Below are 19,967 nucleotides of genomic sequence, written 5' to 3'. Positions count from 1 at the left end.
TAATTATGAGTGAATTAGGAACAAGATTACGTGAAGCACGCGTAAATAAAGGGTATACACTTAATACCCTGCAACAAATGACTAAAATTCAAAAAAAATATTTACAAGCGATCGAAGAAGGCCAACTGGAAGAACTACCGGGAAACTTCTATGCCCGAGCCTTTGTGAAACAGTATGCCGATATGGTAGGTTTAGATGGAGATACTCTTTTAAAGGAATATGCTAGTGAGTTGGAAGTGCAAAACAATGAAAGCAGTCCGATAAGAGAAGAAGAGGCTGAAATGCCAAGTCGGTTACGTAGCCGTCATTTAAATGATGAATCGAATCGGATGGAGAAAATCCTCTCTTATATTCCCATGGCTATTCTATCAGCAATTATTATCTGTATTATCGGTATCTTAATTTATACCATTCGTCAGATTTCAACGGAAGATAATCAAGTCGCTCAAACCAATAATAATGCTGATGTCTTAGAAATTGTTAAGCCGTCGGCTAATCCAGTCGATGGATCGACAAAAGAGCCAGAGGTGACTGAAAAAGCTAATAACAAAAAAGACTTAGCGGAAAACCAGCTTTTAGTTGGAAAAGAAGTAATTACTGAAATCTCTCAAGCTGGCGAGATTAAAACCTACCAATTAGAAGGTCCAATTGAAAATTATCAATTTGGTGCCAAAGGAAATGCCTTTGTTTGGGTCGGTATTTATGAAGAAGGAAGTATGGTAGTTGACCAAACGATTTCTAAAGATGAAGTTTTAGAACATCAAGCCAATGATACAACCAAGACTGTGCGGATGGAATTAGGTTATCCAGAAGGGGCTCAATTTATAGTCAACGGTAAAACAGTTGAGCCTGATCCGAGTGTTCCTGGCGTTATTATCTTTAAAGTTAAAGATGAAACTGCCTCTTCAACTGAAGAGCTAGCCATTGATGAGCTGGGAGAAAAGAATGAAGAAACTTCTTATGAAGGTCCAGCGGTATTAGACCCCAATTATTCATCAGGAGAGTAAATTATGAACATTGCTAATCGTTTAACTGTTTTTAGAATATTCTTAATCCCTATCTTTGTTTGTCTTTTAACTTTACCTTTGGATTGGGGCAATCTAACACTGTTAGGAACGACTCTTGCTACCCCTTACTTTATTGGGGGGCTCGTATTTGCCATAGCATCCTTTACGGACTATTTGGATGGTTACTTAGCGCGAAAATTACATTTAGTCACTTCCTTTGGTGTCTTTGCGGATCCAATGGCAGACAAGCTGTTAGTCATTGCAGCACTTATCCTGTTGGTTGAACACCAATTCATCCCAGCTTGGATCGTTATTATTATTATTAGTCGTGAGTTATTAGTGACCGGTTTAAGAGTTCTACTCGCTCAATCTAATGGTAAAGTAATGGCAGCGGCCTGGCCTGGAAAAGTTAAAACCTTCAGTCAAATGTTTGCCATTTTGTTCTTTCTTTGGAAGAATGCTGGCTTTACATGGTTGCCTTTCTCATTGGCACATTTTTTAATGGGAGTTGCTTTATTCTTTACTGTATATTCAGGTGTAGAATATTTTTATAAAGCGAGACATCTTTTTACCGATATTAAGTAGATTATTTTCATTAAAAGTCATCGTTTTGATGGCTTTTTTTTAAAGAAAACACCTTTTTTAATTTTAATAGGTATATATAAAATGGAGGGCCTGCAATGAAGTTAGAAATTATCACAGTGGGGACCGAATTGGTTCAAGGACAGACCATTAATACCAACGCAGCACTACTAGCTCAAGCATTTGCTTCAATAGGTATTTTGTCTTTCAACCAACAAGTGGTAGACGACAATCCAACGCGACTTGAAGAAGCAATTAGAATCGCTGCGACTAGAGCAGAACTAATTGTTTTAGCTGGTGGGATAGGGCCGACCCATGATGATTTAACCAAAGAAAGTTTAGCCCACTTTCTTGGTCAAGAATTAATTGTTGATTTTCAACAATGGCAATACATTCAAGATTATTTTAAAAAACAAAATCGTCAACTTTCACCCTTAGAGTATAAACAAGCTTTAACCTTTAAAGAGGGGTATTGTTTTCATACAGAAGATGGCTTAGCCTGTGGCAGCTTATATTTTGCTGCTGATGCTAATCAATATTACCTATGTTTACCAGGCCCACCTAGTGAGTTAAAGGCCATGCTTGAAAAAGAAGTTTTACCTTATTTTAAAGAAAAAATTGACCAGACCATAGCAATTAAATCCATCTATTTAAATTTTTATGGGATTGGCGAGTCGCAAGTGGCCCATATATTAGATCCAATTATTAAAAAAACAAAAGAGCTGGAAATCGCGATTTATGCTAAGCCTAGACATATTCGCCTAGTCTTGAATCAAAAGCAAGAAAAAACAGCTGACAATAACCAATTATTAGATAAAACAGCCCAGCAAATAATCGCTAAATTAAAAGACTATTACATAGGTGAAGGAAGAGAACATACTATAGAAGCTTATTTGATTGATCGATTGAAGCAGCTGAATCTCACTCTTTCTGGTGCTGAGAGTTTAACAGGAGGTAAAATGCTCAGTCGCCTCACTCAGATTCCAGGTGCTTCAACAGTCATAAAGGGTGGCTTTGTGGTCTATCAAGCGCAAACCAAGGTAGATTTGTTATCGGTTGATCCTATGATAATTGAAGAATATTCAGTCTATAGTGAGCAATGCGCTTGTGCTATGGCCGAACAATGCTTAAAATTAAGTGGCAGTGACCTCGCTCTGGCTTTAAGCGGAGTAGCAGGTCCGGGCTCTGATCAAGGACATCCAGCTGGAGAAGTCTATCTGGCTTGTGCAAGTAAAAATCGTCCGACCGAATGGCAGAAACTCATGCTTCCCAATCGAGGGCGCGACTATGTACGGGACTTGGCCACTAATTATGGTTATGAATTAATTAAGAGAGTAGTCGAACAAAAGTTCGCAAAAAACTTGAGTTTGGACTAAGAAATTGTTAAGATAAGATTACCTTGATGAACGGAGGAAATAATATGGTAGATGCCAACAGACAAAAAGCCTTAGATCAAGCGCTAAAAAATATAGAAAAAAGTTATGGAAAAGGTGCAATCATGCGTTTGGGTGATCGAACAAGCGTTGAAATTGATACAGTTCCTTCAGGCTCCCTCGCCCTAGATGTGGCCCTTGGAATTGGCGGTTATCCACGAGGACGGGTCATTGAATGTTATGGACCGGAATCTTCTGGTAAGACTACTGTTGCCCTACATGCCATTGCATCTGTCCAAAAGAAGGGGGGCTTGGCTGCCTTTATCGATGCTGAGCATGCTTTAGATCCTGTTTACGCTGAGAAATTAGGAGTTGATATTAACGAATTATTGCTCTCTCAACCAGATACAGGAGAACAAGCTTTAGAAATAGCAGATGCCTTGGTCTCATCAGGAGCAGTCGATATTGTAGTGGTTGACTCTGTAGCAGCCTTAGTACCACGAGCTGAGATTGAAGGAGAGATGGGAGATTCGCACATTGGTTTGCAAGCGCGTTTGATGTCGCAAGCCATGCGTAAATTGTCCGGCTCAATTAATAAAACCAATACGATTGCTTTCTTTATTAACCAGATTCGTGAAAAGGTAGGTGTAATGTTTGGTAACCCAGAAGTAACCCCTGGTGGTCGTGCCTTGAAGTTTTATTCTTCTATTCGTCTTGAAGTCAGAAGAACTGAAAGCCTTAAGCAAGGCGGTGATGTGTATGGTAACCGGACACGAATTAAAGTCGTTAAAAATAAACTGGCACCACCGTTTAAAGAAGCCATGGTCGACATTGTTTATGGTTACGGTATTTCGCAAATTGGAGAGCTTGTAGACATGGCATCTGATTTGGATATTATTAACAAGGCAGGTTCTTGGTATTCATATAAAGAAGAAAGAATTGGTCAAGGACGCGAAAGTGCTAAACAATTCTTAGAAGATAACCCACACATCTTTGAAGAGATTGATCAACAAGTTAGACAGCATTATCAAATTGGTGGACATTCGGCAGTAACTTCTGAAGAAGCCGATGAAGAAGCACTAGAAAAAATTAAAGAAATTAAAAAATAATTTTTTGAGATATTTTTTTAAAACTAGCAAAACGCAAATTATAAAGCTTAAAAAGGCCCCTCAATCCAATGAGGGTCTTCTTTTTTATAAAAAAGCGTCAGAAAATATGAGGCTAAATAGTCATAATGATCCTTTGAATTATTTGACTATGGCTGCGATTAAAAGTATTATAAAAGTTGTGGAAAGCCACGATTAATTTTTACACCATATTAATTAATGAAAAAACTAAATAGATACGGAGGTGACTCTTATGGAAATTTTGATTCCACTCGCCTTCGCTATCGTTGCTTTAATTGCTGGTTTTGTTATTGGTTATATCGTTAAACAAAAATCAGATGAAAAAAATATTGCGGGTGCAAAAGCAAATGCCGAAGCAATTATTGATGATGCGATAAATCAAGCCCAAACTTTAAAACGCGAAGCGCTTTTTGAAGCGAAGGAAGAAAATATCAAATACCGTAATGAGATTGAAAACGAGCTGAAAGATCGTCGCCAAGAAGCGACAAAATTTGAAAATCGTTTAATTCAAAAAGAAGAAAACCTGGATAAGAAAAGCAATACTTTAGATAATCGAGAATCTCTATTAGAAAATAAAGAAGCAGATTATTTAAAACGTAAAGATGAATTGGTTGAAAAGGAAAGTGAAATTGAACAACTTATCTTAAAAGGCCAAGAAGAATTAGAAAGAATTGCTATGATGTCAAGAGATGATGCAAAAGAAATCATTCTTAAAGAGACAGAAGAGACACTTTCTAACGAAATGGCTGTCATGATACGTGATGCTGATCAAAAAGCTAAAGAAGAAGCGGACCGTAATGCGAAAGAAATCATTCTTCAAGCTATTCAACGTTCGGCAACAGACCTAGTCACAGATAATTCTGTATCGGTTGTGCACTTGCCAAATGATGATATGAAGGGTCGGATTATTGGTCGAGAAGGACGGAATATTCGCACCTTAGAAAGTCTAACAGGTATCGATTTAATTGTAGATGATACACCTGAAACAGTCGTTTTAAGTGGCTTTGATCCAATTCGTCGAGAAATTGCTAAGCTCGCTCTTGAACATTTAATTCAAGATGGCCGAATTCATCCTGCTAGGATTGAAGAAATGGTTGAGCGGGCACGTAAGGAAATGGATGAGCGCATCCGCGAAGTCGGTGAAGAAGCTGTCTTTGATGTTGGTATTCACGCTATTCATCCTGATCTAATTAAAATTATCGGTCGTTTAGCTTACCGGACTTCCTATGGTCAAAATGTCTTAAAACACTCTGTTGAAGTTGCAAAGTTAGCAGGGGTAATGGCCGGTGAATTGAATGAAGATGTAGTCTTAGCCAAAAGAGCGGGCTTACTTCATGATATTGGTAAAGCATTAGACCAAGAAATTGAAGGTTCTCACGTTGAAATTGGTGCAGAAATTGCTAATCGTTATAAAGAAAATGAGGTAGTTATTAATGCAATTGCTTCTCACCATGGCGATACTAAAGCAACTTCTGTTATTTCAGAACTAGTCGCAGCGGCTGATGCCTTATCTGCTGCAAGACCAGGTGCACGAAGTGAATCCTTAGAAAACTACATTCGTCGCTTGAAACAATTGGAAGAAATCGCCAATGAAAATGAAGGCGTTACTCAATCCTATGCTATCCAAGCAGGTCGAGAAGTACGTGTGATTGTCGCTCCAGACAAGATCAATGATGCTAAAGCGGCTGCTTTAGCAAGAAGTGTGAAACAACGCATTGAAAATGAAATGAAATATCCAGGAAATATTAAAGTAACGGTGATACGCGAAATACGAGCCGTAGAGTATGCGAAATAAAGACAAGGCACAACCCCTTTTGGAGTTGTGCTTTTTATATCATGATAATGATGAGAGCTTTTGCTAAAATAGAACTAGTCAAAACCTTTACTTCTAAGAGAACCTTTGCTTAAATCTCAAATTGTTATTAATTAATTATTAACAAGCAAGTAGAAAGAAAGCTTATTTGGCTTATGTCATTATTATGATATCAATTCAAAACCAATCAACGATTAAATGAACTAGAGGATGAGTAGCCATGTCAAGTAAAGAAACCCCTATGATGCAACAATATCTATCCATTAAAGCCAAGCATCAAGATTCCATCTTGTTTTTTCGTTTAGGCGATTTTTATGAAATGTTTTATGAAGATGCTATTACTGCTGCAAGAGTATTAGAAATCACGCTGACTTCCCGTAATAAAAAAGCCCAAGATCCAGTGCCCATGTGTGGGGTTCCTTATCATTCAGCCACCGAATATATCCGTCGTTTAATCCAAGAAGGCTATAAAGTGGCTATTTGTGAACAATTAGAAGATCCACGACTTACCAAAGGGATGGTCAAAAGAGATGTTGTTCAAATCATTACACCAGGAACCATTTTGGTCGACCAAGCACTCAAACACAAAGAAAATAATTACCTAGCCGCTTTTTTAAAAGCAAAAAACACTTACCATTTGGTTTATGTTGATATTTCAACGGGTCAAAGTCGGATGACTCAAACAGAAGATTGGAATCAATTTGTCAGTGAAATTCAAACGGTTAAACCCAGTGAGTGGATTATCGATGAGGAAGGAAGATCAGGTTTTAGCCAAGAAGAACTGAGCCTACTGCAAGAAAGGATTACGGCGTTTAAATCAACCTTTACACCTGCCGCTTTAACAGAAAATTTCTTTAAGCTAAAAGAGGCAAGCCCTGTTCAAACAGAACTTTTAAAATACTTATCAGCTTATCTCCAATCGATACAACCCCATGCTTTTGATTATTTAAAAGAGGTAGAAGAATACACCCTATCTGCCTATTTACAGATGAATCAATACACTAAGGTGCAATTAGAATTAACCGAATCTTTAAGAACTCAAAAGCGAAAAGGGTCTTTATTGTGGCTGATAGACCGCACGCAAACGGCCATGGGAGGAAGACTATTACATCAGTGGTTGGATAAACCCTTATTACAAAAACAAGCTTTAATTAGCCGCCATCAAAAGGTAGCCGGTTTAATTAATCATTACTTTCTTCGCCTTGAATTAATCAATATTTTAAAAAATATCTATGACCTTGAACGCTTGGTAACAAAACTATCTTTACAGACTGCCAATGCTAGAGAAGTTGATCAATTGCGCCAGTCTTTAAAACAAATACCTCTTCTTAATCAGTATCTCCAACAATTGAACGAAAGCATGGATTCAGTGGATCAATTTCAAGCCTTGCCTGAATTTAATGAGCTTTTGGCTATTATTAATGAAGCTTTGGTCGACAATCCACCGATTTCATTAACAGAAGGTAGAATCATTAAAGACCGTTATCATAAGCAGTTGGATGGTTATCGTGATGCTTTAGATAATGGTGAAAGTTGGCTAATTGATTATCAAGAGCGTGAACGTCAAAGAACCGGCCTAAAAACCCTGAAAGTAGGCTATAATAAAGTCTTTGGCTATTACTTAGAGATGAGCCGTCTGCAAGCACAAGACTTTGACGATCCGACTTATGTCCGCAAGCAAACGTTAGCTAACAATGAACGCTATATTACAGACGAACTTAAACAAATAGAAAGTACCATTCTGGGGGCCCAGGAAAAGGCTGAAAAGTTAGAGTACCATCTCTTTATTGAATTACGCAATCGTTTAAATACCTATTCTAGCCAACTGCAAGAATTGGCACAAGCGGTAGCCACTCTAGATGTTTTATGTTCTTTTGCTGAATTAAGTGAGGAAGAAAACTTCACCCAAGCTCATCTGTCTGATCAAAGAAAAGATTTTGAAATAAAAGAAAGTCGTCATCCCGTTTTGGAGAAGTTAATCGGACGCGCTAAGTTTATCGCCAATGACTTTGACTTAGACCAAGCTCAATTTGTTCTACTATTAACCGGACCTAATATGTCGGGCAAGTCGACTTATATGCGTCAAATCGCCTACAGTGTGATTCTTAATCAAATCGGTTGTTTTGTCCCTGCTAAAGAGGCGAGACTGCCCTTAGTCGATCAAATCTTTACTCGGATTGGATCTTCTGATGATTTAACCAGTGGGCAATCCACCTTTATGGTAGAAATGATAGAGACCAATTATGCCTTACAAAACGCCACAGACCGCAGTCTTATCCTCTTTGATGAGATTGGTAGAGGAACCGCCACCTTCGACGGTATTGCCCTAGCGGAAGCGATTCTTTACCATATTGCTCAAAAAGTGGGGGCTGCTACCATCTTCTCTACCCATTATCATGAATTAACGGACCTTGACCAAACACTTTCTCAAATAAAAAACATTCATGTTGGAGCAGTGGAAGAAGCCGGTCATTTAGTCTTTCTCTATAAGATCTTAGCTGGACCAGCGGATAAGTCCTACGGCATTCATGTAGGACGCTTAGCAGGCCTGCCGGAATCAGTCTTGCGACAAAGTCAAGTGGTGTTGGATGAGTTAGAAGCTAATGCCAAGCATTTACGCAACCATCAAGTTGATCCAATAGATCTCTTGCCAATCCCTGAAGAAGAGCAAACTAAAGAAAGCTCTTCGAAGATTGAAACGGCTCTTGAAGCAGTAGATGTTAATCAAATGACCCCCCTAGATGCTTTAAATTTCTTAGCCCAATTAAAACAAGAATTGAAATAAAGAAAGGAGGCCACAATGGGAATTATTAAACAAATGGATATCGCTCTAGCCAATCAGATTGCAGCCGGAGAAGTGGTTGAAAGACCGGCCTCAGTCGTTAAAGAATTGTGTGAAAACGCCATTGATGCCAAAGCAGATCAGATTCAAGTGGAAGTAAAAGAAGCGGGTATTCAACAAATTATAGTGATTGATAATGGTCAAGGAATGGTGGAAGAAGATCTTCACCGATCCGTTTTAGCTCATGCGACCAGTAAAATATATTCCTTACCAGACCTTTTTCAGATTACTTCTTTAGGATTTAGAGGAGAGGCCCTAGCTTCTATAGCTTCAGTAGCCAAAATCAGGATTGAGTCGACTTGGAATGAAGCAAACCAAGCCAGTCAAAGTGGTCATTTTATTGAAGTTGAAAATTCAAAAATAATCAATCAAGGTTCTTGCCCGCCCCGTAATGGGACTACCGTGCAAGTGGATTCAATTTTTTATAATACACCAGCCCGACTCAAGCATTTAGCCAGTCTGCAAACTGAAATGCGTCATATTCTTAAGGTAATCCAGAATTTAGCTATAGCCTATCCAAGTATTTCTTTTACTTTAATTTCAGATGGAGATCGTTTGCTACAAACGGTCGGTAAGGGGGATTTGAAGCAAACCATTGCTCAACTGTACTCACCCCAGCAAGCAAGAGAAATGCTAGCCTTCAAGCAATCGGACATAGAGTTTGACCTAGAAGGATTGATTTCACCACCCACCTTGACTCGAACTAGTCGCAATTATATTCACTGGATGGTCAATGGTCGAACAGTCAAGAGTCCTTTTCTTAATAATGTGTTGATCAAGGCTTATGGCAAGCAGTTAATGATCGGTCGTTTTCCTTTGAGTTTTATTCAAATAACAACGGATCCTCGCTTGGTAGATGTCAATGTGCATCCTACCAAACAGACTATTCGCTTAAGTAAGGAAGCGGAACTGGCTAAACTATTAACTCAAGCCGTTCAAGCAAGCTTATTACAAAACCGCGCCATTCCTGAAGCAGGAGACAGCCTATTTAGACCTACTCGTTTCTACCAACAAAATAAGGGGCAATTAGACTGGATCAGCCAAACATCCCATCTAGCAGAAGATAAGCAAGCTATAGAGCTGTCTCGTCCTGATTCTAACCAGATAAAAATGGATGAGTACACAAAAGTCAGTGACTTCCCAACTGAAAAGACTCAAGGGATGATGGAAGCATTAAGCTCTCAAGCAGTAGAAAAAGAGGCATTGAATCAACAAGAAAAACCAAAGATGATTGATTTTAGTCAGCTACGCTATGTAGGTCAGATTCATGGCACCTATTTAATTGCTGAAGGTCCTTCTTCTTTCTACTTAATTGATCAACACGCTGCCCAAGAGAGAGTCCGTTATGAAAAATTAATGGCTGACCAAGTGGATGTTGACCAGCAGCAGGATTTTTTGATGCCCAAGCTATTTAGTTTTGATTTAAAAACGGCGCAAATGGCAGAAGAATATAGCGACCGTTTGGCCGAAATAGGGATTCACTTACAAGCTTTTGGTCCTAAATCCTATCAAATGCAAAGTCACCCCACCTGGTTAGAAGCCGATGAATTGGACCAGATAGTGCCAGACTTATTAGACCGTTTGAGCCGGCAAGAAGATCTTTCAGTTAATCAATTGAAAGAAGCGAGCATTATCATGCAGTCTTGTCGTGGTGCTATTAAGGCCAACCATCGCCTAGCAGACAGTGAGGCCATTCATCTACTTGCTGAAATGAACGATTTGCAAGATCCATTGCATTGTCCCCATGGTCGTCCAGTATTTATCGAATTCGATCCGACCACTATTGAAAAACTGTTTAAACGTATTCAAGATCATCATTTAGGAGGAAGAGAAAATGACTAAAAAAGATTATCAAGATAAAATTAAAAATTTAGACCCCATTCAATACCATGTGACACAAGAAGCAGGTACTGAAAGGCCTTTTAGCGGTAAATATGACCAGTTTGACCAAAAAGGCATTTACGTTGATATTGTGTCAGGAGAGCCCTTATTTTCGAGTAAGGATAAGTTTGATGCTGGCTGTGGCTGGCCATCCTTTACTCAACCAGTTAAGGGAACTGAATTGCAAGAATTAGAAGACCATAAATTATCCAGACCTCGAACAGAAGTTCGCTCCAAGCAAGCGGATTCTCATTTGGGCCATGTCTTTAATGATGGGCCAAAGGATAAAGGAGGCTTGAGATACTGTATTAACTCAGCCGCTTTACGCTTTATTCCTTATGAGGAGATGGACCAAGCAGGTTATAGCGATTATAAGAAATGGGTGGAATAGTTAATGTATCAATACATTCAAGGACAAGTTAAGCAGATTCAACCCACTTACTTAGTTCTAGAAGCTAATGGTATAGGTTACCAAATCTGGTGTGCTAATCCTTTCCGTTGGCAAGAAAAGATGCAAGAAAGCATCACACTCTTTATCGAATTAGTAGTCAGAGAAGATGCAATGCTCCTATATGGTTTTATGGACGAGGCTGAAAAGAACCTCTTTTTACAATTGAATAAGGTTTCCGGTATTGGCCCCAAGTCGGCTCTATCCATTCTAGCGTTAGATGATCAAGTGGGCTTGGTGCAAGCTATTGAATCGGCTGATGCCAAGTATTTAATGAAGTTCCCAGGGGTGGGTAAAAAAACAGCCCAGCAAATGATTTTAGACTTACAAGGTAAGCTTGATTTGAGTCAAATGAAAGAAAGTGAAGACTTACCAACAGCTAAAAATAGTTATTTAGAAGAAGTAAAACAAGCCTTAGATGGTTTAGGCTATTCTAAGCGTGAGATTGAGCGCATCATGCCAAAAATAGAAAAAGAAGCCATCCAATCAACCCAAGAAGGTTTGAGTTTAGCCTTTAAGCTCTTAATAAAATAAGCAAGAGAAAGGAATCAATATGGATCAAGAAAGATTTGTATCAAGTGAAAGCTTGAGTGAAGATGATCAACAGCTTACCACTTTGAGACCCCAATTATTAAAAGATTATATCGGTCAATCGAAGGTTAAAAACGAATTGAATGTCTATATTCAAGCAGCCTTGAAGCGATCAGAAGCGCTCGATCATGTCTTACTCTATGGGCCTCCTGGCTTAGGTAAAACCACTCTTGCCATGGTGATTGCCAATGAGTTAGACGTTAAAATTCAAACAACTTCAGGCCCAGCTATTGAGCGACCGGGTGATTTATTAGCCATTCTTAATGAACTGGATGCTGGCGATATTCTTTTTATTGATGAAATTCACCGCTTACCTCGCATTGTTGAAGAAGTACTTTACTCAGCCATGGAAGATTATTATGTCGATATTGTTATTGGACAAGGAGCTAGTTCCCAGCCCATTCATTTTGAATTGCCACCCTTTACTTTAATAGGAGCAACCACACGGGCGGGGATGCTTACTCAACCCCTGCGTGATCGCTTTGGCATTATGGCCCACATGCAGTACTATGAGGTCAAAGATTTAGAAAAAATCGTTAAACGGTCTGCCAGAGTCTTTCAAATCGACATCGATGATCAAGCCAGTAAAGAATTGGCCGTAAGAAGTCGTGGCACGCCAAGAATAGTTAACCGTATGTTAAGACGGGTGCGTGATTTTGCACAAGTTCATGGCGATGGCAATATTCATATCAAGGATACCAAAGAAGCTTTAAAAGTCTTACAAATTGATGCTTTAGGCTTAGACCCGCTTGATCGTAAACTTTTAAAGACGATGATTGAATTTTATGGTGGAGGACCGGTTGGAATTGCCACCCTTGCTGCCAATATTGGAGAAGATATCGTGACCCTGGAAGATATGTATGAACCTTATCTTGTCCAACAAGGCTTTATTAAGCGTACGCCTCGAGGACGGATGGTTACCGAATTAACATATCGCCATTTAAATTATCCCCTGAAAGAAAAATAGAAAGAAGAAAACGATGACTTATACAACTAAAGATTTTGATTATCATTTACCAGAAGAATTGATTGCTCAAACTCCCTTAAAGGACCGCTCATCATCGCGTATGTTGGTCTTAGACCGTCAAAGTCAGCAAACAATCGATACAGACTTTAAACATATGCTTGATTATTTAAAGCCTGGGGATGGCTTAGTAATTAATGAAACCAGAGTTATTCCCGCGCGTTTATTTGGTGTTAAACCGGATACCGGGGGACATATTGAGGTCCTTTTATTAAAAAACACCCAAGGTGACCAATGGGAATGTCTAGTTAAACCAGGTAAAAGAGCTCGTTTAGGGACCGTCTTACATTTTGGCGACCAAGCCCAATTAGTGGGAACAATTATCGAACATAAGGAAGACGGAGGAAGAGTTATTGAGTTTTCTTATCAAGGTGTTTTCCTAGAAGTGTTAGAATCCCTAGGTCAAATGCCTTTACCTCCTTATATAAAGGAAAAATTGGATGATCCAGATCGCTATCAAACGGTCTATGCCAAGCAAAATGGTTCGGCCGCTGCTCCAACAGCTGGCTTGCACTTTACTCAAGAACTAATGCAAGAGGCAATAAATAAAGGCATTGAGATTATTCCGATTGTGCTGCATGTTGGCTTGGGAACCTTCCGACCTGTTTTTGTAGAAAAGATTGACCAACACCAAATGCACGCTGAATATTATCAAATCAGCCCAGAATCGGCTGAAAAAATTCAAAACATTCGTAAAAGAGGTGGCAAGATCACAGCAGTCGGTACAACCTCTGTGCGCACCTTGGAAACAATTGCACGTGACCATCAAGGGCAAATTGTGCCAGCTTCTGGTTGGACGGATATTTTTATCACGCCAGGTTTTAAATTTCAAGCAGTTGACCATTTAATTACTAATTTCCACTTACCACAATCAACCTTAGTTATGTTGGTTTCAGCCTTTTATGATCGCGATAAAATTTTACAAGCCTATCAACACGCAGTGGATCATAAATATCGTTTCTTTAGTTTTGGAGATGCGATGTTCATTCTCTAAATAAACACAGTGGAAGGTGAGAAAAGCAAATGCTATTCAATGTTCGTAGCTCTTATTCTTTATTGCAATCCACCCTTGATTTAAATCAATATGTAGCTAAAGCTAAGTCCCTAGGCTACACGCATCTTGGCTTAGCCGATCAAGGAGTCTTACATGCTAGTCTTAAGTTTTACCTAGCCTGCCAAAAAGCAGACCTTCATGCCATGATAGGGCTTAGCTTGAACTTGCCGGGACGCCTGGACCAAAGTCAAAGCTATCCTATAATTCTTTATGCCCTGAATTACCAGGGCTATTTAGCTTTGATTCAACTTTCTAAATTAATCAACCAAAGCCATCCAGATTATCAGCAAATCGATCATCTGATGAAAGAAGCTAGCCAATCATTGGTTATCATTACTGCCGGCAAGAAGGGAGAATTAGAACAAGCCCTTCTACATGAGAATTTTGAAGCAGGACAAGCGATTCTTCAGTCTTGGCTTCATATTTTTCCGCAAGACAATTTTTATCTAGGACTTTCGATTTATCCCTTCAATGAATTAGAAGTTTCATGGCTATCTCAATTTGCTCGTAACCACCAATTAAAGATGGTTTGTAACCAAGCAGTCGAAAGTCTCACCAGTGAAGAAGGTTTTGCTATAAGGATTTTACAAGCGATTGATCGCGGTGAAAGCTTGGATCCTTCAATTATGACCTATCGGACGTCTCATTATTTATACGGCCGTAATGAATTAGAAGACTTGTATTTACAAAAGGGACTGGAGCAGGTAGTTACCAATAGTCATGCTTTGGAAGAACGTATGCAAGTGCAGCTGCCCATTAATCAGTCGCTCCTACCTAAATTTAAAACACCAAATAATATAGCTGCTAAAGACTATTTAAAACACCTATGTCAAAACAAGCTAGCAGAGTTAAAAGTTGATCAAGTGCCCATTTATCAAGAACGCTTAGACCATGAATTAACTACCATCGATCAAATGGGTTTCAATGATTATTTCTTAATTGTTTGGGAAATTATGGCCTTTTGTTATGAATATAATATCCGAACGGGTCCAGGGCGAGGGTCTGCTGCTGGCTCTTTAGTAGCCTATCTATTAGGAATTACTAAGATAGACCCGATAGAATATGATTTACTCTTTGAACGCTTCTTAAATCCTGAACGCTACAATATGCCCGATATTGATATCGATATTCCAGATGATAAAAGAGACCAAGTGCTTCGTTATGTCGCCCAAAAATATGGCAGCCAGCAGGTAGCTCAATTGGTGACTTTCGGTAGTTTTGGGGCCAAGCAATCACTACGCGACACCCTCAGAGTCTTGTCCTATCCTAAAATGGTGCAAGATCGCTGGTCCAAGACCATACCAACTGAAGTGTCCATCCGCTTGCAGGATGCTTATCAAAAGTCTAGCGCTTTAAGACAGTTAATTGCTGAAGATTCTTTAAATGAACAAATTTTTAAAACTGCTCTCACCATTGAGGGCTTGCCACGACATACTTCTACCCATGCTTCAGGAGTTGTGATTGCCGATCAAGATTTGAGTCGCTGGGTGCCCGTTACAACAAGAGAAGGCCAAATACAGCTTACGCAATTTGATATGGAAGATGTCGAACGAGTAGGTTTGTTAAAAATGGACTTTCTGGGCTTGAAAAACTTACAAATCCTAGATACTATTTTGAATTTAATTAAGCAAAATCAAGGCTTAGCCATTGACATCGATGCCATTGATCGTGAGGATTCAGCCACTTTAAGACTTTTCCAAGAAGCTAACACCCAAGGAGTCTTCCAGTTTGAATCTGAAGGAATTCGCCAAGTTTTAAGAAGATTAAAACCGGAAAGTTTTGAAGATATTATCGCAGTCAATGCTTTATACCGACCGGGGCCTATGCAACAAATTTCTCATTTTATCAACCGCAAGCATGGTAAGGAAAAAATTGATTATATCCATCCACTTTTAGAAGGAATTTTACAAAAAACCTACGGAATTATCGTTTATCAAGAGCAAGTTATGCAAATCTGCCAAAAGTTGGCTGGTTTTAGTTTAGGGCAAGCCGACCTCTTGAGAAGAGCCATGGGTAAAAAAGAGATGGACCTAATGAAAGACCAACAAGTTGCTTTTCTAAAGGGTTGTCAAGAGCGTGGACTGGATAGTCAAACCAGTCAGCAAGTTTTCCATTATATTTATCAATTTGCCAATTATGGTTTTAATCGGGCGCACGCTGCTGTTTATTCGACTTTGGCCTACCAACTAGCTTATTTAAAGGTTCACTATCCATTAGAGTTCTTTACAGCCCTCTTAAACCATGGGCGATCAATTCATCAAAGTTTGGATGAATACCTATTAGATGCCAAACGTACGGTAGGACCCTTTTTAATGGTGGATATCAATCGCTCACATACTAATTTTAAAATTGAAAAAGGGGCTATTCGAATTGGTTTAATGGCTATCAATGGACTCAGACATGATTTTTGTCAAGTCATTTTAGATGAGCGCAATTTAGCTGGGCCTTTTACCGATTTCCAAAACTTTCTATCACGGATGCCCCTTAAATTTCTAAAGACCAATTTAATTCAAGCGCTAATAGATGCCGGTGCACTCGACACCTTTGGCTACACACGAGCGACCTTGACCGAGAACTTAGAACATTTTATTCAATTTCGCAAGATTTCAGGCAATCATATTAACTTATTAAAAGAGATTGAACCTAAAATTAATTTGGTCAGAGAGTGGCCTAAAGCCCATTTACTCAAGCGTCAACGTGAAGTACTAGGCTTGCAATTAGCTGGCCATCCTATTGATGAGTTTTTAAAACTGATTGAAGGAGATCAAAGCTTTCTATCTATTGGAGCTTTAAAATCCTTAAAAATGCCTAAAGGTAAAAAAGTAAAAGTTCTAGCCTATATCGAGCACATGAAAGTCATTGAAACTAAGAAAAAAGACCAGATGGCTTTTTACCGTCTCAATGATGGCAGTCAAAATATTTCTCTGGTTAGTTTCCCTGAAAGTTATCAACGATTTGGCCACCAGCTCAAAGAGGGTCAAGTGGTGGCTTTGCAAGGCCAACTAAGCCTAGATCGACAAGGTCAGCCACAAATTGTTTTGGATAAATTACTGCCCTTACCAGAAGATGAAAAGCAATCCCATTCATCACCAATTCGTCAAGTATTTATTAAATTACTAGCCGGGGCTTCTAGTCAGCAATTAGTGGAAAAATTAAAAGCTTTAGCGGTAGAAAACCCAGGTCCTTTAGAAATAATCATGGTCGATGCCAACCGCAATGCTTGGAAATTAGAGTCTCTATATAATATTTCTATGGCAGATCGGGTGGTGGATGAGTTAAAAGCTCTTTTTGGAGAAAATAATGTCTATTTTAAATAATGAATCTGACTGATAATCATATCAACGGACAGGCTTTTTAATTCATGTTAAAATATTATTAAGAGAGTTAATGAATAAGAAGAGGTGACTTATGAGACGTTTAGCAGTGCTAACAAGTGGAGGTGACGCTCCCGGAATGAACGCCGCTATTCGAGCTGTTGTTGAACAGGGCCTCCATCATCAAATTGAGGTAGTAGGTGTTCAACACGGTTTTAAAGGTTTAGTGGAAGGTGAATATAGGAAAATAGGGATCAACGACCTCACTCATGCCATTCGTAGAGGAGGAACCATCCTTTATTCAGCCAGGTACCCTGAATTTAAACAGTTAGAAGTACAAAAAAAAGCCATTCAACAAATGGAATCCCTAGGAATTGAAGGCTTAATTGTTATTGGAGGAGATGGCTCCTTCCAAGGAGCTCTAGCTCTTACTAAATTAGGTTTTCCAGCTATTGGTATTCCAGGAACCATTGATAATGATATTCCAGGGACCGAATATACGATAGGGTTTGACTCTGCCATGTCGGCAGCGATTGAAGCCATCGATAAAATTTCTGACACAGCGGCCTCACATAACCGTACCTTTGTAGTCGAAGTGATGGGACGTAACGCGGGGGATATTGCTATATGGGCCGGAGTGGCTGTGGGAGCCGATGCCATTGTTATTCCTGAAGAAGATTTCTTTATCGGTGACATTGCTCGCAGAGTCAATACGGCTCTTAGTCATGGGAAAGACCATGCTTTAATCGTATTAGCCGAAGGTGTCATGGGCGTGGAAGAATTTATCAAAGAATACAAAAAAGAAGCCCCTGATCAAAGTGTTCGTGGGGTTAACCTCTCCCACATTCAAAGAGGGGGTAATCCAACAGGTCGTGATCGTGTTTTTGCTACATTAATGGGTGCTAAGGCAGTGGATTTAATTCTTCACGGACAATCGGGTATTTTCGTCGGCATTACCAATGAAGAATTATCCGTTTGTGACATCGTTGAAACCTTAACCAAATCCAAGCACAAAGTAAGAGATGATTTGTACGAAATTAATCGTAGCTTAACGGATCGCTATTGAGCATGAAAAGGAGTTAATATGAAGAAAACAAAGATCGTTGGCACAATGGGGCCGGCAACTCAATCAAAGAAAGTAATGGTCGATCTGCTTCACGCAGGAATGAATGTAGCCCGTTTTAATTTTTCTCACGGTGATCAAGCATCGCAATTAAACCATATCAACTTATTTAAAGAGGCCCGTCAAGAAGCCGGTGTTATAGCTGGTATCTTATTAGATACCAAGGGACCTGAAATAAGAACGCATAAGATGGAACATAATGGCATTCTATTAGAAAAAGGTCATAAAATCCGGATAGCGATGACTGAGGTTTTAGGTAGTGCTGATAAGTTTTCTATCACCTATGAAGGCTTAATTGATGATGTGACTATCGGTTCGCTTATTCTAATTGATGACGGTTTAATTGAATTGGAAGTTGAAGCCATTGATGATCAAGCCAAGGAAATTGCTTGTGTGGTAGTCAATTCAGGTGTCTTAAAATCACAAAAGGGTATTAATGTACCAGGTATTTCTTTAAATATTGCGGGTATCACTGAAAAAGACAAGCAAGATATTCGTTTTGGCGCGCGTCAAGATGTTGACTTTATAGCGGCCTCCTTTGTGCGCCGTCAAAATGATGTGATGGAAATACGTGCTATTCTAGAAGAAGAAAACAAGACCAATATTAAGATTATCTCTAAAATTGAAAACCGGCAGGGTGTCGATAATATTGATGAAATTATAGAAGTATCGGATGGGATTATGGTTGCCCGCGGAGATTTAGGGGTCGAAGTGCCAACAGAAGACGTGCCCCTTATTCAAAAAATGATTATTAAGAAATGTAATCGAGCAGGTATTCCAGTCGTGACAGCTACACAAATGTTAGATTCTATGCAAAGAAACCCTAGACCTACACGAGCCGAAGCAGGAGACGTGGCCAATGCTATTTTTGACGGAACGGATGCTGTCATGCTTTCTGGGGAAACAGCGGCAGGGGATTATCCTTTAGAAGCTGTGAAAATGATGGCTAAGATATGTGAACGGACTGAATCACAATTATTAGGTCAGGATGCCTTTACCTTGAAGAAATTCAATCAGTCAGACTTGACTGAAGCTATTGGTCAAGCGGTGGGACATACTGCTCGTAATCTGGGGATTCAAACCATCGTGGCAGCAACCTCTTCTGGCTATACGGCACGCATGATTGCTAAATACCGGCCGTCTTCTAATATCTTAGCAGCTACCTTTGAGGAAGAAGCACAACGTTCACTCACACTGGTGTGGGGGGTTCAACCTTTCGTTATTGGTAAGCCTGATTCAACCGATGAGATGTTAGATTCTGCTTCAGCCATGGCAGTAAGGCAAGGTTTTGCTAAAGAAGGCGACTTGATTATCATTACTGCGGGCGTTCCAGTTGGTGAAAAAGGCACGACCAACATTATGAAGATTCAATTAATTGGAACCAAGTTAGCTGAAGGACAAGGTGTTGGCAGTGGTAACTTCATTGGTAAGGCAGTGATTGCTCATACCGCTGAAGAGGCTAATGCTTATGTCAAAGAAGATACTGTATTAGTCACTAGCCAGACCGACCGTGATTACACTCCAGCCTTAGAAAGGGTGGGCGCTATTATCTGTGAAAGCGGAGGTATTACTTCCCATGCCGCTATTCTTGGCTTAGAAAGAGGCATACCGGTAGTAGTAGCAGTAGAAGGTGCTATGGAAGCTATTAAACAAAATGAACTGATTACTGTGGATGCTCGTCGTGGAATTATCTATCGCGGAGCAACGGTATCCATCTAGTATAGCAGAGTTCTATCTAAGACACTTATTTTAAGACATTTCTTGGCTTATTTATTGATGGGCTGAAGA

At 39.5% G+C, this 19,967-nt stretch carries 14 protein-coding genes; all 14 read left to right on the top strand.

Annotated features, from left to right (window positions below):
* Positions 1–5 precede the first annotated feature (5 nt).
* A complete protein-coding gene (locus ACQV2S_RS00545; RefSeq protein WP_428876367.1) occupies positions 6–1,007 on the top strand; it encodes a helix-turn-helix domain-containing protein in 1,002 nt (333 codons plus the stop codon).
* Positions 1,008–1,010: 3 nt separating this feature from the next.
* A complete protein-coding gene (pgsA, locus tag ACQV2S_RS00540) occupies positions 1,011–1,592 on the top strand; it encodes a CDP-diacylglycerol--glycerol-3-phosphate 3-phosphatidyltransferase (RefSeq protein WP_428876366.1) in 582 nt (193 codons plus the stop codon).
* A gap of 95 nt (positions 1,593–1,687) precedes the next feature.
* The gene (locus tag ACQV2S_RS00535) at positions 1,688–2,965 is read left to right on the top strand and encodes a competence/damage-inducible protein A (RefSeq protein ID WP_428874805.1); all 1,278 of its coding nucleotides are present in this window, start codon (positions 1,688–1,690) and stop codon (positions 2,963–2,965) included.
* Between the two features lie 44 nt (positions 2,966–3,009).
* Entirely contained in the window at positions 3,010–4,071 is a 1,062-nt protein-coding gene (gene recA, locus ACQV2S_RS00530; RefSeq protein ID WP_428874803.1) for a recombinase RecA, read from the top strand.
* Positions 4,072–4,321: 250 nt separating this feature from the next.
* Complete coding sequence (rny, locus tag ACQV2S_RS00525; RefSeq protein WP_428873734.1) at positions 4,322–5,884, top strand: ribonuclease Y; 1,563 nt, start codon at positions 4,322–4,324, stop codon at positions 5,882–5,884.
* A 238-nt stretch (positions 5,885–6,122) separates the two neighbouring features.
* On the top strand, positions 6,123–8,687 hold the full coding sequence (mutS, locus tag ACQV2S_RS00520; protein WP_428884816.1) for a DNA mismatch repair protein MutS: 2,565 nt from the start codon (positions 6,123–6,125) through the stop codon (positions 8,685–8,687).
* A 15-nt stretch (positions 8,688–8,702) separates the two neighbouring features.
* Positions 8,703–10,586 carry a DNA mismatch repair endonuclease MutL gene (mutL, locus tag ACQV2S_RS00515; protein ID WP_428884815.1) on the top strand — a complete coding sequence of 628 codons (1,884 nt, stop codon included), beginning with the start codon at positions 8,703–8,705 and terminating at the stop codon, positions 10,584–10,586.
* Positions 10,579–11,016 carry a peptide-methionine (R)-S-oxide reductase MsrB gene (msrB, locus tag ACQV2S_RS00510; protein ID WP_428873731.1) on the top strand — a complete coding sequence of 146 codons (438 nt, stop codon included), beginning with the start codon at positions 10,579–10,581 and terminating at the stop codon, positions 11,014–11,016. Before mutL ends, msrB begins: the two co-directional genes overlap by 8 nt.
* A gap of 3 nt (positions 11,017–11,019) precedes the next feature.
* A complete protein-coding gene (gene ruvA / locus ACQV2S_RS00505) occupies positions 11,020–11,607 on the top strand; it encodes a Holliday junction branch migration protein RuvA (RefSeq protein WP_428873730.1) in 588 nt (195 codons plus the stop codon).
* A gap of 19 nt (positions 11,608–11,626) precedes the next feature.
* The gene (gene ruvB / locus ACQV2S_RS00500; RefSeq protein ID WP_428873729.1) at positions 11,627–12,631 is read left to right on the top strand and encodes a Holliday junction branch migration DNA helicase RuvB; all 1,005 of its coding nucleotides are present in this window, start codon (positions 11,627–11,629) and stop codon (positions 12,629–12,631) included.
* A gap of 13 nt (positions 12,632–12,644) precedes the next feature.
* A complete protein-coding gene (gene queA, locus ACQV2S_RS00495) occupies positions 12,645–13,682 on the top strand; it encodes a tRNA preQ1(34) S-adenosylmethionine ribosyltransferase-isomerase QueA (protein WP_428873728.1) in 1,038 nt (345 codons plus the stop codon).
* 29 nt (positions 13,683–13,711) lie between these two features.
* The gene (gene dnaE / locus ACQV2S_RS00490; protein ID WP_428884814.1) at positions 13,712–17,059 is read left to right on the top strand and encodes a DNA polymerase III subunit alpha; all 3,348 of its coding nucleotides are present in this window, start codon (positions 13,712–13,714) and stop codon (positions 17,057–17,059) included.
* A 91-nt stretch (positions 17,060–17,150) separates the two neighbouring features.
* Positions 17,151–18,122: an ATP-dependent 6-phosphofructokinase gene (locus tag ACQV2S_RS00485; RefSeq protein WP_428873726.1), complete on the top strand. Its 972-nt coding sequence runs from the start codon at positions 17,151–17,153 to the stop codon at positions 18,120–18,122.
* Between the two features lie 18 nt (positions 18,123–18,140).
* Positions 18,141–19,898 (top strand): pyruvate kinase, encoded by a 1,758-nt coding sequence (gene pyk, locus ACQV2S_RS00480; RefSeq protein WP_428881875.1) that lies wholly within the window; start codon positions 18,141–18,143, stop codon positions 19,896–19,898.
* Positions 19,899–19,967: the final 69 nt, after the last annotated feature.

Source organism: Facklamia sp. P13064, from assembly GCF_050409425.1.
GTDB lineage: Bacteria > Bacillota > Bacilli > Lactobacillales > Aerococcaceae > Facklamia.
Note: the sequence above shows the minus strand (reverse complement) of the source record. Positions and strands in the feature narration are given on the sequence as shown.

Excerpts from the sequence above, each read along its gene's own strand:
- ACQV2S_RS00545 (WP_428876367.1), top strand. The coding sequence starts at position 6 with ATGAGTGAATTAGGAACAAGATTACGTGAAGCACGCGTAAATAAAGGG.
- pgsA (WP_428876366.1), top strand. The coding sequence starts at position 1,011 with ATGAACATTGCTAATCGTTTAACTGTTTTTAGAATATTCTTAATCCCT.
- ACQV2S_RS00535 (WP_428874805.1), top strand. The coding sequence starts at position 1,688 with ATGAAGTTAGAAATTATCACAGTGGGGACCGAATTGGTTCAAGGACAG.
- recA (WP_428874803.1), top strand. The coding sequence starts at position 3,010 with ATGGTAGATGCCAACAGACAAAAAGCCTTAGATCAAGCGCTAAAAAAT.
- rny (WP_428873734.1), top strand. The coding sequence starts at position 4,322 with ATGGAAATTTTGATTCCACTCGCCTTCGCTATCGTTGCTTTAATTGCT.
- mutS (WP_428884816.1), top strand. The coding sequence starts at position 6,123 with ATGTCAAGTAAAGAAACCCCTATGATGCAACAATATCTATCCATTAAA.
- mutL (WP_428884815.1), top strand. The coding sequence starts at position 8,703 with ATGGGAATTATTAAACAAATGGATATCGCTCTAGCCAATCAGATTGCA.
- msrB (WP_428873731.1), top strand. The coding sequence starts at position 10,579 with ATGACTAAAAAAGATTATCAAGATAAAATTAAAAATTTAGACCCCATT.
- ruvA (WP_428873730.1), top strand. The coding sequence starts at position 11,020 with ATGTATCAATACATTCAAGGACAAGTTAAGCAGATTCAACCCACTTAC.
- ruvB (WP_428873729.1), top strand. The coding sequence starts at position 11,627 with ATGGATCAAGAAAGATTTGTATCAAGTGAAAGCTTGAGTGAAGATGAT.
- queA (WP_428873728.1), top strand. The coding sequence starts at position 12,645 with ATGACTTATACAACTAAAGATTTTGATTATCATTTACCAGAAGAATTG.
- dnaE (WP_428884814.1), top strand. The coding sequence starts at position 13,712 with ATGCTATTCAATGTTCGTAGCTCTTATTCTTTATTGCAATCCACCCTT.
- ACQV2S_RS00485 (WP_428873726.1), top strand. The coding sequence starts at position 17,151 with ATGAGACGTTTAGCAGTGCTAACAAGTGGAGGTGACGCTCCCGGAATG.
- pyk (WP_428881875.1), top strand. The coding sequence starts at position 18,141 with ATGAAGAAAACAAAGATCGTTGGCACAATGGGGCCGGCAACTCAATCA.